This window comes from Puerhibacterium puerhi (genome assembly GCF_009846865.1).
Taxonomy (GTDB): domain Bacteria; phylum Actinomycetota; class Actinomycetes; order Actinomycetales; family Cellulomonadaceae; genus Puerhibacterium; species Puerhibacterium puerhi.
The window spans coordinates 179,882-192,523 of sequence record NZ_WUWN01000001.1 but is presented as its reverse complement, the minus strand read 5'-3'; the positions used below and the strand labels follow the sequence as shown (position 1 = coordinate 192,523).

The window sequence follows — 12,642 nt, the reverse complement described above, 5'->3', positions numbered from 1 at the left end:
GCCAGGTCGCGGGTAGCTCAGGTAGCGGGCGACCCAGGTCGCGGGCGGTCAGGCCGCCGGCGGCGGCGAGGCGGCCGTCAGACGTACCGCTCGAGGATGCTGGACTCGGCCAGCCGGGACAGGCCCTCGCGCACGGCGCGAGCCCGCTGCTCGCCGACGCCGTCGACGGTCATCAGGTCGTCCACGCTCGCGGCCAGCAGCTTCTGCAGGCCGCCGAAGTGGGCCACGAGGCGGTCGATGATGGCACCGGGCAGGCGGGGCACCTTGGACAGCAGGCGGTAGCCGTGCGGCGCGACGGCGGCGTCGAGCGCGATGCCGGCGCCGGGCAGCTCCAGCACCCGGCCGATCTGCCCGAGGTCGAGCAGCTGGCCGGAGTCGAGCACGGCCAGGTCGGCCTGCACGTCGGCGAGGGTGCGGCCCGAGCGCTCCAGGTCCACGTAGTCGCGGATGACGAACTCGCTGTCCGAGCCGATGCCGCCGATGAGCTCGTCGAGCTGCAGGGCCAGCAGGCGGCCGTCCACGCCAAGCTCGATGACGTAGCCGGCGATCTCCTCGGAGATGCGGCGCACCATCTCGAGGCGCTGCACCACCGAGCACACGTCGCGCACGGTGACCAGGTCCTCGATCTCCAGCGCGGACAGCGTGCCGGAGACCTCGTCGAGGCGGGCGCGGTAGCGCTCGAGGGTGGCCAGCGCCTGGTTGGCGCGCCCGAGGATGGTGTCGGAGTCCTCCAGCACGTGCCGCTGGTCGCCCACGTAGAGCGCCACGATGCGCATCGACTGGCTCACGGAGATCACGGGGAAGCCGCTCTGCTTGGCCACCCGCTCGGCCGTGCGGTGGCGCGTGCCGGACTCGCTCGTCTCGATCGTGGGGTCGGGCAGCAGCTGCACGGCCGCGCGACGGATGCGCGTGGCGTCCCGGTCGAGGACGACGGCGCCGTCCATCTTGCTCAGCTCGCGCAGGCGCGTGGCCGAGAAGGCGACGTCGAGCACGAACCCGCCCGAGCACATCTCCTCGACGGTCTTGTCCAGGCCGAGCACGATCAGCGCGCCGGTGCGGCCGCGCAGGATCCGCTCGAGACCGTCGCGCAGCTCGGTCCCGGGGGCGACTGCAGCCAGGGTCTCCCGGAGCAGGTCGTCGGGGGCGGGAGTGGGGGGCACGAGACAAATCCTACGGGGTCGGGGCCCGCTCGGGCCGAGGAATTACCTACGCGTCGCGCGGGGTTGCCGCGTCCGTCTCGGGACCGGATCGCGGCGCCTGCTCTCGGTACCGGATCTCGGCCCGGGCCCTCAGCGCTCGCGACGGCCCAGCCCGACCAGGTCGACGGCCTCGGCGACGTGCCCCGCCTGGAGCAGGCGCAGCCCGGCCGGCGGGCGGGCGTCCGTGCCGGCCGGCACGACGGCGGTGGTGAACCCGAGGCGGGCCGCCTCCGACAGGCGCCGCGCCAGGCCGGTCACCGGCCGCAGGTCGCCCGCGAGCCCCACCTCGCCGAAGGCGACGGTGCCGGCCGGCAGCGCGTCGCCCGTGCGGGCGGACACGATGGCGAGCGCCGCCGCGAGGTCGGCCGCGGGCTCGGTGACCTTCGCCCCGCCCACGGTGGACAGGTAGACGTCCTGGTCGGCCAGCCGCAGCGAGGCGTGCCGGTGCAGGACGGCGAGGATCATCGCCAGCCGGGAGGAGTCGACGCCGTTGGTGGTGCGGCGCGGGTTGGCCAGCGGCGACGGCGCCACCAGCGACTGGATCTCCAGCGCGAGCGGTCGGCGGCCCTCGAGCGTCACGGTGACGCACGAGCCCGGCACGCCGGCGCCGAGGTGCGACAGGAACAGCCCGCTGGGGTCGGTCAGCCCCGTGATGCCCGACTCGGACAGGTCGAAGCAGCCGACCTCGTCGGTGGGGCCGAACCGGTTCTTCACCGCGCGCACCATGCGCAGCCGCGAGTGCCGGTCGCCCTCGAACTGGCACACGACGTCGACGAGGTGCTCGAGCGTGCGCGGGCCGGCCACCGTGCCGTCCTTGGTCACGTGGCCCACGAGGAGCACGGGCACCTGGCGCGCCTTGGCCTCCGCGATGAGCGCGGCCGCCACCTCCCGCACCTGGCTCACGCCGCCGGGGGCGCCGTCCACCTCGGCGGAGGCGATGGTCTGCACGGAGTCGACGACCAGCAGGGCCGGCTCGGTCGCCTCGACGTGGCCGAGCACGGTGCCCAGGTCGGTCTCGGCGGCGAGCAGCAGCGTGCGCGCCAGCGCGCCGACGCGCTCGGCCCGCAGGCGCACCTGCCCGGCCGACTCCTCGCCGGTGACGTACAGGACGGTGCGCGCGCCGCCGTCGCCCGTGCCCTCGGCGTACTTCGAGGCGACCTCCAGCAGCAGCGTCGACTTGCCCACGCCGGGCTCGCCGGCGAGCAGCACCACCGCGCCGGGGACCAGCCCGCCGCCGAGCACCCGGTCCAGCTCGGCCACGCCCGTGGGGGTGGCGCGCGCCGAGTCCACGTCGATCTCCGCGATCGGCCGGGCGGCGGAGTGCACGGGCGTGACCGCGACCGTGCGCGGCCCGGCCGCGGCCGGACCGTCCTCCGCCACGGTGCCCCACGACTGGCACTCGCCGCAGCGGCCCACCCACTTGGCGGTGGTCCACCCGCACTCGGTGCAGCGGTAGGCGGGCTTGGCGGCCTTGCCGGCAGCCCGGGAGGCGCGCGCGGACGTCGAGGTGGTCACGCCGACACGCTAGGCGGGGCCACCGACACGGCGGGCCGGGCCCGTAGGCTTCCGCCCGCAGCGAGGACGACCGCGGAGCGCAGGGGAGGACGATGGTGCAGCCGCACGGACGGGGCGCCGCGGGACGGGCGCGCAGCGCGGGGCAGGTCGCGGCGGTGCGCCGCCGCCGGCTGCTCGCCGGCACGGCCGGCGGCGTCGTCGTGGCGGTGGCCCTCCTGACGGCGTTCGTGTGGCCGGGCTTCGGGCTGCCGCCCGCGCCGGCGCCGACCGCCACGGTCACCGCGCCACCGCCCTCGCCGTCGATCTCCCCCGCCGCCCGCGAGGGCGAGCAGACCGACCTCACCGCGGCGCTGCCCGACACGGTGCTGCAGTACGTGCAGCGCGGGCTCGCCGAGAGCACCACCTGGGGCGCGCAGGACGACGTCGTCGAGGCGTGGGAGGTCACGTACGCCGACGGCGAGGGCGCCGGCGCGACCGTGGTCACCCTGCAGGTGGGCCAGTGGGCCGACGAGCCGGCGGCCGAGGGCTTCGCGGCGGCGTGGCTGGCGGACGCCGGCGAGCCGTCGAAGCAGGGTGAGGTCACCGTCGGCGACGAGGTCACGGGCACCTACGCCGTCGTGCCCGGCGGGGCCGGCAGCGCCACCGTCACCTGGCGCAACGGCACCGTGGTCCTCACCGCCACGGGTCCCGCCGACGTCGTCGAGGACTTCTACTCGGCCTACCCGCTGTGACCGCCGCGCGGCGGGGGCGACGGAGCTCCTCGCGGCGCCGCCGCGGGGCCCCCGGCCGCGTACCGTGGGCGGCGTGAACCTCAGCGCTACCACCGTCGCCATCCTCGGCGCCGGCGCCATGGGGGAGGCGGTCCTCGCGGGCGCCCTCCGCTCCGGCGTCGCCCCCGAGCACCTCACCGCCACCGCCCGCCGCCCGGAGCGCGCGCAGCAGCTCGCCGAGCGCTTCGGCGTGCCGACGACCGCCGACAACGCCGCGGCGGCCGCGGGCGCCGACGTCGTCGTGCTCGCCGTGAAGCCCAAGGACATGGCCGCCCTGGCCGCCGTCGTGGGGCCGGCGCTGCGGCCCGGCGCCGTGGTCGTCTCGGTGGCCGCCGGCCTGTCCACCCGGTGGTTCGAGGACCGGCTGCCGGCCGGCACCGCCGTCGTGCGCGTCATGCCGAACACGCCCTCGGCGATCGGCGCGGGCGCCGCGGCGCTGAGCGGCGGCGCCGCTGCCACGCCGGAGCAGCTCGACCTGGTCGAGGCGGTGCTGCGCGGCTCCGGCGTGGTGGTGCGCGTGGCGGAGAAGGACCAGGACGCCGCCGGCGCGGTCTCCGGCAGCGGCCCGGCGTACGTGTTCTACGTCGTCGACGCGATGACCGAGGCCGGCGTGATGGTCGGCCTGCAGCGCGACCTGGCGCGGCGGCTCGCCGTGCAGACCGTGCTGGGCGCCGCCCAGCTGCTCGACCAGACCGGCGAGCACCCCGTGCTCCTGCGCGAGCGCGTCACCTCGCCGGGCGGCACCACCGCCGCCGCGCTGCGGGCGCTCGACGACGGTGGCGTCCGCGCGGCGTTCGCCGACGCGATCGAGGCGGCGCGCGACCGCTCGCGCGAGCTGGCGGCCGAGCTCGCCCGGTCCGGCGCCCCCGCCCCCTCGCCCGCCGCCGTGCCGGCCGCGGAGCGCGGATGAGCGTCGCCCCGGGCCGGGTGGCGGCGCCCCGGCCGCCGTCCATGGCGGACGTGGCGGCGCTCGCGGGCGTGTCCCACCAGACCGTCTCGCGCGTGCTCAACGACCACCCGAGCGTGCGGCCCAGCACGCGCGAGCGGGTGCTCGCCGCGATCGCGGAGCTGGGCTACCGGCCCAACGTCGCCGCGCGGGCGCTGGCGACGGCCCGCTCGGGCACCATCGGGATCCTCACGATGGGCAGCGCCCACCACGGGCCCTCGAGCACCGTCGTCGCCGTCGAGGCGGCGGCGCGGGCGCGCGGGTACTTCGTGTCCATCTCCTCCCTCGGCTCGTACGACGCCGCCTCGGCGCGCTCGGCCGTGGAGCACCTGCTCGACCAGCGGGTCGAGGGCCTCGTCGTGGTGGCGCCGATCGCCGAGGTCGCGGACGTGGTGGACGACCTCGTCACGGCCGAGCCGGTCGTGGTCGTCGCGGCGATCGAGGACGTCGAGGGCTCGACGACGCGGCACGTGTACGTCGACCAGCGGCTCGGGGCGCGACTCGCGACGGAGCACCTGCTGGGCCTCGGCCACACCCGGGTGGCGCACGTCTCGGGCCCGGCCGGCTGGGTCGACGCCCAGGTGCGGCGGGCCGGGTGGCGGGAGGTGCTGGCCGGCCGGGGGCTCGCGGCGCACGAGTACGAGGCCGAGGACTGGACGGCGGCGCGCGGGTACGAGGTCGGCCTGCGCGTGGCGGCCGAGGTGGCCGCGGGCGAGGGCCCGACGGCGGTCTTCGCGGGCAACGACATGCTGGCGCAGGGGATGCTGCGCGCCCTGTGGGAGCGCGGCGTCGTGGTCCCGCGCGACCTCTCCGTCGTCGGGTTCGACGACCTCGAGGGCTCCGGGTACCTGGTGCCCGCGCTGACGACGGTCCGCCAGCCGTTCCAGGCGCTCGGGCAGGCCGCGCTCCAGGCGCTGCTCGCCGAGCCCGAGGACCGCCCGGCCCCCGACCCGGCGGCAGTCATCGCCCCGGAGCTGGTGGTCCGCGCCAGCACTGCTGCGCCGCGCGGCGCGGGCACGGGGCCGGCGGTGGCGGACCGCTCCGTGTGAGCGCTAACATCCCCGACGACGGGCGACACGCCCGGCGGCCCCGCGCAGCGGTGCCGCACCGCGGCGCCGGACGGCGCCGCACCGGCAAGGAACGACGCCCGCGACGGAGCCGGGCGAGGACGGAGCAGCTCGCGATGGTGCAGCAGGACGACGCGACGGACGCCGTGCGCTCGGCGATCACCTCGGGCCGCACGACCCTGGGGATCGAGCTCGGCTCGACCCGGATCAAGGCGTGCCTCATCGGCCCCGACCACGTGCCCGTCGCCACGGGCAGCCACGCCTGGGAGAACGACCTGGTCGACGGCGTGTGGACGTACTCGCTCGACGACGTGTGGTCCGGCCTGCAGGCCAGCGTCGCGTCGCTGCTGGCCGACGCCGAGCAGCGCTACGGTGTGCGGCCGAGCGCGCTCGCGGGCCTCGGGATCTCGGCGATGATGCACGGCTACATGGCGTTCGACGCCGACGACGAGCTGCTCGTGCCGTTCCGCACCTGGCGCAACACGAGCACCGGGCGCGCCGCCGGGGAGCTGACCGAGCTGCTCGGGTTCAACGTCCCGCTGCGCTGGTCGGTGGCCCACTACTACCAGGCGGTGCTCGACCACGAGGAGCACGTGCCGCAGGTCGCGTTCCTGACCACGCTCGCCGGCTACGTGCACTGGCGCCTGACCGGCCGCAAGGTGCTCGGCGTCGGCGACGCCTCGGGGATGTTCCCGATCGACCCCGCGACGCACGACTACGACGCCGGCATGCTCGCCCAGTTCGACGAGCTGGTGTCCCCGCGCCGCCCCGGCCTGCGCCTGCGCGACCTGCTGCCCGACGTGCTCGTCGCCGGCCAGGACGCAGGGACGCTCAGCGAGGAGGGCGCCGCGCTGCTCGACCCGACCGGCACGCTGCGCCCCGGCGTGCCGGTGTGCCCGCCCGAGGGCGACGCCGGGACCGGCATGGTCGCGACGAACTCGGTGGCGCCGCGCACGGGCAACGTCAGCGCCGGCACGAGCATCTTCGCCATGGTGGTGCTCGAGAAGCCGCTGCGCCGCGTGCACCACGAGCTCGACGTCGTCACCACGCCCGCCGGCGACCTCGTGGCGATGGTGCACTGCAACAACGGCGCCAGCGAGCTCGACGCCTGGGCGGGGCTGCTCGGCGAGCTGCTCGCGGCCACCGGCAACCCCACCGAGCCGGACGACGTCTTCCGGGCGCTGTTCCGCGCCGCCCTGGAGGGCGACGCCGACGGCGGCGGCCTGCTCGCCTACAACTACCTGGCCGGCGAGCCGATCACGGGCCTGGACGAGGGGCGCCCGCTGGTCGTGCGCACCCCGGGCAGCCGCCTGACGCTCGCCAACTTCGCCCGCACGCAGATCTACGGCGTCTTCGGCACCCTGGCGCTCGGCATGCGGGTGCTGGCCGCCGAGGGCGTGACGATCGACGCGATGTTCGCCCACGGCGGCATGTTCCGCACCGAGGGCGTGGCGCAGCGGCTGCTCGCCGCCGCGACCGGCGCCCCGGTCGCCGTCGGCCGGACCGCCGGCGACGGCGGCGCCTGGGGCATCGCCGTGCTCGCGGCCTACGCCGCCGCCCGCACCGACCAGGACCTCGGCACCTACCTCGCCGAGCGCGTCTTCGCCGACGCCGAGCTCGAGGTCGTCGAGCCCGACGCTGCCGACGAGGCGGGCTTCGCGGCCTACCTCGAGCGGTACGCCGCGGGCCTGGCCGTCGAGCGCGCCGCCACGCAGGCGCTCTGACCCTTCACGCACCACCGGACGCAGGAGAGACACCCCTGATGAGCACCCCCACCGAGGTCCCCGCCGCGCTGCGCGCGGCCGTCGACGAGGCCAAGGAGCGCGTCGCGCGCCTGCACGCCGAGCTGCCCCGCTGGGAGCTCGTCGTGTGGACCGCCGGCAACGTCTCCGAGCGCGTGCGCGGGACCGCCGGCGACGGCAGCGACGACCTGCTGGTCATCAAGCCGTCCGGCGTCTCCTACGACGAGCTCACGGCCGACTCCATGGTCGTGTGCGACCTCGACGGCAACCTCGTCGAGGGTGAGCGAGCGCCGTCGTCGGACACCGCCGCGCACGCCTACGTGTACAAGCACATGGACCACGTCGGCGGCGTCGTGCACACGCACTCCACCTACGCCACGGCGTGGGCCGCGCGCGGCGAGGAGATCCCCTGCGTGCTGACGATGATGGCCGACGAGTTCGGCGGGCCGATCCCCGTGGGCCCGTTCGCGATCATCGGCGACGACTCGATCGGCCGCGGCATCGTCGAGACCCTCACGGGCCACCGCAGCCGCGCGGTGCTCATGCGCAACCACGGGCCGTTCACGATCGGCAAGGACGCGAAGGACGCCGTCAAGGCCGCCGTCCTGCTCGAGGAGGTCGCCCGCACCGTGCACGTCTCGCGCCAGGTGGGCGAGCCGCTGCCGATCGAGCAGCAGTACGTCGACAGCCTCTACGACCGCTATCAGAACGTCTACGGCCAGCACTGACGCGGCCGGTCCCCGACACCACCACCCAGGCACCCCCTCAGGAAGGACGACGATGACCAAGCCCTACGCCGACCGCGAGGTCTGGTTCTTCACCGGCAGCCAGGACCTCTACGGCGAGGACGTGCTGGCCCAGGTCGCCGAGCAGTCGCAGGAGGTCGCCCGCGCGCTCGACGCCTCCGACGACGTGCCCGTCACGGTCGTGTGGAAGCCGGTCCTCAAGGACTCGGCGGCCATCCGCCGTGCGATGCTCGACGCCAACAGCGACGACAAGGTGCTCGGCGTCATCACCTGGATGCACACCTTCAGCCCGGCGAAGATGTGGATCACCGGCCTGAACGAGCTGCGCAAGCCGCTGCTGCACCTGCACACCCAGGCCAACGTCGAGCTCCCGTGGTCGGAGATCGACATGGACTTCATGAACCTCAACCAGGCCGCGCACGGCGACCGCGAGTACGCGTACATCGCCACGCGCCTGGGCGTCGCGCGCACCACCGTGGTGGGCCACGTGTCCAACCCGGCCGTGACGAAGCGCGTGGGCACCTGGGTGCGCGGCGCCGCCGGCTGGGCCGCCACGCACGAGCTCACGCTGGTGCGCTTCGGCGACAACATGCGCAACGTGGCCGTCACCGAGGGCGACAAGACCGAGGCCGAGCTGCGCTTCGGCGTGTCGGTCAACACCTGGGGCGTCAACGAGCTGGTCGCGGCTGTCGACGCGGTCGACGAGGCCACCGTGGACGCGCTGGTGGCGGAGTACGAGGAGCGCTACGACGTCGTGCCCGAGCTGCGCAAGGGCGGCGAGCGCCACGACTCGCTACGCTACGCGGCCCGTCAGGAGGCCGCGATGGAGGCCTTCCTGGTCGAGCGCGGCGCCAAGGCCTTCACCACGAACTTCGAGGACCTCGGCGCCCTGCGCCAGCTGCCCGGCCTGGCCGTGCAGCGCCTCATGGAGAAGGGCTACGGCTTCGGCGCCGAGGGCGACTGGAAGACCGCGGTGCTGGTCCGGGCCGCCAAGGTCATGGGCGAGGGGCTGCCGGGCGGCGCCTCCCTCATGGAGGACTACACCTACGACCTGACGCCGGGCAAGGAGGTCATCCTCGGCGCGCACATGCTCGAGGTGTGCCCGACCCTGACCACCTCGACGCCGCGCATCGAGATCCACCCGCTGGGCATCGGCGGCAAGGAGGACCCGGTCCGCATGGTGTTCGACACCGACCCGGGCGAGGCCGTGGTCGTGTCGCTGGCCGACATGCGCGACCGCTTCCGCCTCACCGCCAACGTCGTCGACGTCGTGGCCCCTGCGCAGGAGCTGCCGAAGCTGCCGGTCGCCCGCGCCGTGTGGCAGCCGCGCCCCGACTTCGCCACCTCGGCCGAGGCGTGGCTCACGGCCGGCGGCGCGCACCACACCGTGATGTCCACGGCGGCCGGCATCGAGGCGTTCGAGGTGTTCGCCAACATCGCCCGCACCGAGCTGCTGGTCATCGACGAGCACACCACGCGCCGCGGGTTCGCCGACCAGGTGCGCTGGAACCAGGTCTACTTCAAGCTCGCCGAGGGGCTGTGACCGCCATGGGCGCCACGACGGAGGGCACGACGCCCGGCATCGCGCCGGGGGAGAACTGGTCGCGCAGCCTGACCTACTCGGCGCGCGAGCTGGTGCGCCCGCGCACGCTCGAGGAGCTGCGCCAGGCGGTGCTGGGTGCCGAGCGCGCGCACGTCGTGGGCTCGCGGCACTCGTTCAGCCCCGTCGCCGACACCGACGGCGTGCTGGTCGACGTCACCGCGCTGCCGACGTCGATCACCGTGGACGCCGACGCCCGCACGGTCACGTGCTCGGCCGGCGTGCGCCACGCGGCGCTCGCCGAGGCGCTGCACGCCCAGGGCTGGGCGCTGCGCAACCTCGCGTCGCTGCCGCACATCTCCGTGGCGGGCGCGGTGGCGACCGGCACGCACGGGTCGGGCACGCGGACCGGCAGCCTCGCCACGCAGGTGGCCGGGCTGCGCATCCTGACCGGCGAGGGCGACGTCGTCGAGCTCGGGCGCGAGGAGGCCGCGGGCGCCGCGGTGCACCTCGGCGCGCTCGGCGTCGTGCTCGACGTGACGCTCGACGTCGTGCCGACGTTCGAGGTGCGCCAGCAGGTGTTCGACGGCGTGCGCTGGGACGCGATCGGCGACGACCCCACCGGCCTGCTCGGCAGCGCCTACTCGGTGAGCGTGTTCACCGACTGGGCCGGCGACGGGCCGCAGCAGGTGTTCGTCAAGGCGGTCTCCGCGGACGAGCTGGCGGCGGCGCGCGAGGTGCTCGCCGCCGTCGGCGGCACGCCCGTCGCCGAGCGTCGGCACCCGATCCTGGGGCTGCCGGCCGAGGCCGCCAACGAGCAGGGCGGCGTGCCCGGCCCGTGGCACGACCGCCTGCCGCACTTCCGCGCCGACCACACGCCGAGCGCGGGGGAGGAGATCCAGTCGGAGTACCTCCTGCCGGGCGACCGGCTGGCCGACGCCGTCAGGGCCCTGCGCGGCCTGACCGACGTCGTGACGCCGCTGCTGCAGGTGGGCGAGCTGCGCACCGTGGCCGCGGACGACGCGTGGGCCAGCCCCACGTCGCGCGCCCTGGCCGACGGCGGCTCTGCGGACTGGTTCGTCGGGTTCCACTTCACGTGGGTCAAGGACGCCGAGGCGGTCGGGCGCGCGCTGCCCGCCGTCGAGGCGGCCCTGCTGCCGCTGGGTGCCCGCCCGCACTGGGGCAAGGTCTTCACCCCCGACCTGCCGGCGGCGGACCTGTACCCGCACATCGGCCGCCTGCGCGAGCTCGCCGAGCGGCTCGACCCGCGGCGCCGGTTCGTCAACGCGTTCCTCGAGCGGCACGGGGTGCGCTGACCGGGGCGTCCCTGTCGCTCTCCCGGGTCGTCAGGGCCTCGGTGCGGGAGACCGCACCGAGGCCCTGACACGTCTGGGGTGGGTGACCGAGCGACGGCGTCGTGCTGCGGGGGCGGCTCAGCCGACCGTGGACGCGCGGGATGCCGGTCGCCGGCTGAGCAGGCGCGCCACCCTCGTGGCTGTGGGTACAGGACACGCCGTGCGGATCGCGATCCGCACGGCGTGTCCTGTACCCACGAAGGGGGAAGCGGGGTCAGGCCTGGGCCAGCGTGCCCGCCAGCGCCGTCCACGACTCCGGCTCGAGCCGCACGGTGGTCGTGCTGCCCTCGCGCCGCACCGCCGTCGCGACGTCGACCGCGCCCCAGGACTTCTCGGCGACCCGGGCGGCGTGCTCCGGCCCCACGACGGCGGGCTCGTGGTCGGCGAGCATCCGCCAGCCCTCGGCCACGGTGAGCACCGAGCCGAGGTGGTCGATCGCCACCTCGACCGGCTCCGACGAGCGGTTGGTGAGGAACAGCGCCGCGGCGCCGTCGTCGGCCACCGTGCCGGCAGCGGTCACCACGGGCACCTCGCCGTGCCTGGCCGTGGTGTACGACGGCGTCGCCACGCGCAGGTCGAGCGCCTCGCCGCGCGCCAGGCGCGCCGTCGTGGCGAACGGGTGGAAGGTGGGCTGGCGCCACGCCTCGCCGCCCGGCTCGGTCATGATCGGCGCGATGACGTTGACCAGCTGGGCCAGGCACGCGACCGGGACGCGGTCGGCGTGGTTGAGCAGGGTGACGAGCAGGTCGCCGACGACCACGGCGTCGAGGCCCGAGTAGACATCCTCGATGATGCGCGGGGCGTCGCGCTGGATCGGCAGGTTCTGCTCGCCGGGGAACCGCGACTCGAGGTACCAGACGTTCCACTCGTCGAAGCTGATGGTGATCTTCTTGTCCGAGCGGCGCTGCGCCCCGACGGCGTCGGCCGACGCCACGACCCGGTCGACGAACCGGTCCATCGCGGTGCCGGACGCGAGGAACGACCCGCGGTCGCCGTCGAGCTCCTCGTAGTACGCGTGCATCGAGACGTGGTCCACGAGGTCGTAGGTGTACGACAGGACGGTCCGCTCCCACTCGCCGAACGTCGGCATCTGCATCGACGACGACCCGCACACGACCAGCTCGATCGACGGGTCGACGAGCTTCATCGCCTTGCCGGCCTCGGCGGCCAGCTTGCCGTACTCGTGGGCGTCCTTGTGGCCGATCTGCCACGGGCCGTCCATCTCGTTGCCCAGGCACCACAGCCGCACGCCGTAGGGCTTCTCGCGGCCGTTGGCGATGCGCAGGTCGGCCCAGCGGGTGCCGGCCTCGCCGTTGCAGTACTCCACGAGCGCCGCGGCAGCGGCGACGCCGCGGGTGCCGAGATTGACGGCCATCATCGGCTCGATGCCCTCGCGCTCGGCCCACTGGAGGAACTCGTCGGTGCCCACGAGGTTCGGCTCGACGGTGCGCCAGGCCAGGTCGAGGAACGGCTTGCGGTCGGCGACCGGCCCGACGCCGTCCTCCCACACGTAGTTGGAGACGAAGTTCCCGCCCGGGTAGCGGACGGTCGTCACCCCCAGCTCGCGCGTGAGGTCGGCGACGTCGCGCCGGAATCCGTGCGCGTCGGCCGTAGGGTGGTCCGGCTCGAAGATGCCGGTGTAGACGGCGCGGCCGAGGTGCTCGACGAACGAGCCGAACAGCCGGCGGTCGACCGGTCCCTTGCGGAACGCGGGGTGGAGGGTGACGCGGACGTCGTTGTCGGTCATGGCGGTCCCTTGCTG

The 12,642-nt window shown here is 75.2% G+C and carries 10 protein-coding genes; 7 read left to right on the top strand and 3 right to left on the bottom strand.

Annotated elements, in window-relative coordinates:
• Positions 1 to 77: 77 nt before the first annotated feature.
• Together disA and radA are read right to left on the bottom strand one after the other, a co-directional pair.
• Entirely contained in the window at positions 78 to 1,160 is a 1,083-nt protein-coding gene (gene disA, locus GSF02_RS00930; RefSeq protein WP_159791804.1) for a DNA integrity scanning diadenylate cyclase DisA, read from the bottom strand.
• Between the two features lie 129 nt (positions 1,161 to 1,289).
• The gene (gene radA / locus GSF02_RS00925; protein WP_159791802.1) at positions 1,290 to 2,714 is read right to left on the bottom strand and encodes a DNA repair protein RadA; all 1,425 of its coding nucleotides are present in this window, start codon (positions 2,712 to 2,714) and stop codon (positions 1,290 to 1,292) included.
• A 92-nt stretch (positions 2,715 to 2,806) separates the two neighbouring features.
• On the opposite strand from radA, the gene GSF02_RS00920 reads away from it, so the two are divergent.
• The 7 genes from GSF02_RS00920 to GSF02_RS00890 all read left to right on the top strand — a co-directional run bounded on the left by GSF02_RS00920 (position 2,807) and on the right by GSF02_RS00890 (position 10,841).
• Positions 2,807 to 3,445, top strand: a complete 639-nt coding sequence (locus tag GSF02_RS00920; protein ID WP_159791800.1) for a hypothetical protein — start codon at positions 2,807 to 2,809, stop codon at positions 3,443 to 3,445.
• A 73-nt stretch (positions 3,446 to 3,518) separates the two neighbouring features.
• Positions 3,519 to 4,394, top strand: coding sequence for a pyrroline-5-carboxylate reductase (gene proC, locus GSF02_RS00915; protein WP_268892816.1), 876 nt, complete (start codon positions 3,519 to 3,521; stop codon positions 4,392 to 4,394).
• The gene (locus GSF02_RS00910) at positions 4,391 to 5,479 is read left to right on the top strand and encodes a LacI family DNA-binding transcriptional regulator (RefSeq protein ID WP_235915277.1); all 1,089 of its coding nucleotides are present in this window, start codon (positions 4,391 to 4,393) and stop codon (positions 5,477 to 5,479) included. Before proC ends, GSF02_RS00910 begins: the two co-directional genes overlap by 4 nt.
• A gap of 134 nt (positions 5,480 to 5,613) precedes the next feature.
• Positions 5,614 to 7,221, top strand: a complete 1,608-nt coding sequence (locus GSF02_RS00905) for a xylulokinase (RefSeq protein ID WP_159791798.1) — start codon at positions 5,614 to 5,616, stop codon at positions 7,219 to 7,221.
• A 38-nt stretch (positions 7,222 to 7,259) separates the two neighbouring features.
• Positions 7,260 to 7,967 carry an L-ribulose-5-phosphate 4-epimerase gene (locus GSF02_RS00900; protein ID WP_159791796.1) on the top strand — a complete coding sequence of 236 codons (708 nt, stop codon included), beginning with the start codon at positions 7,260 to 7,262 and terminating at the stop codon, positions 7,965 to 7,967.
• Positions 7,968 to 8,019: 52 nt separating this feature from the next.
• Positions 8,020 to 9,528 (top strand): L-arabinose isomerase, encoded by a 1,509-nt coding sequence (gene araA, locus GSF02_RS00895; RefSeq protein ID WP_159791794.1) that lies wholly within the window; start codon positions 8,020 to 8,022, stop codon positions 9,526 to 9,528.
• Positions 9,529 to 9,533: 5 nt separating this feature from the next.
• Complete coding sequence (locus GSF02_RS00890) at positions 9,534 to 10,841, top strand: FAD-binding protein (RefSeq protein ID WP_159791792.1); 1,308 nt, start codon at positions 9,534 to 9,536, stop codon at positions 10,839 to 10,841.
• A gap of 253 nt (positions 10,842 to 11,094) precedes the next feature.
• Here GSF02_RS00890 and arfA read toward each other — a convergent pair whose 3' ends face one another.
• The gene (gene arfA, locus GSF02_RS00885; RefSeq protein ID WP_159791790.1) at positions 11,095 to 12,627 is read right to left on the bottom strand and encodes an arabinosylfuranosidase ArfA; all 1,533 of its coding nucleotides are present in this window, start codon (positions 12,625 to 12,627) and stop codon (positions 11,095 to 11,097) included.
• Between the last annotated feature and the right edge of the window lie 15 nt (positions 12,628 to 12,642).

Coding starts and splice junctions, on each gene's coding strand:
- GSF02_RS00900 (WP_159791796.1), top strand. CDS start 7,260: ATGAGCACCCCCACCGAGGTCCCCGCCGCGCTGCGCGCGGCCGTCGAC.
- GSF02_RS00910 (WP_235915277.1), top strand. CDS start 4,391: ATGAGCGTCGCCCCGGGCCGGGTGGCGGCGCCCCGGCCGCCGTCCATG.
- araA (WP_159791794.1), top strand. CDS start 8,020: ATGACCAAGCCCTACGCCGACCGCGAGGTCTGGTTCTTCACCGGCAGC.
- GSF02_RS00905 (WP_159791798.1), top strand. CDS start 5,614: ATGGTGCAGCAGGACGACGCGACGGACGCCGTGCGCTCGGCGATCACC.
- GSF02_RS00890 (WP_159791792.1), top strand. CDS start 9,534: ATGGGCGCCACGACGGAGGGCACGACGCCCGGCATCGCGCCGGGGGAG.
- arfA (WP_159791790.1), bottom strand. CDS start 12,627: ATGACCGACAACGACGTCCGCGTCACCCTCCACCCCGCGTTCCGCAAG.
- GSF02_RS00920 (WP_159791800.1), top strand. CDS start 2,807: ATGGTGCAGCCGCACGGACGGGGCGCCGCGGGACGGGCGCGCAGCGCG.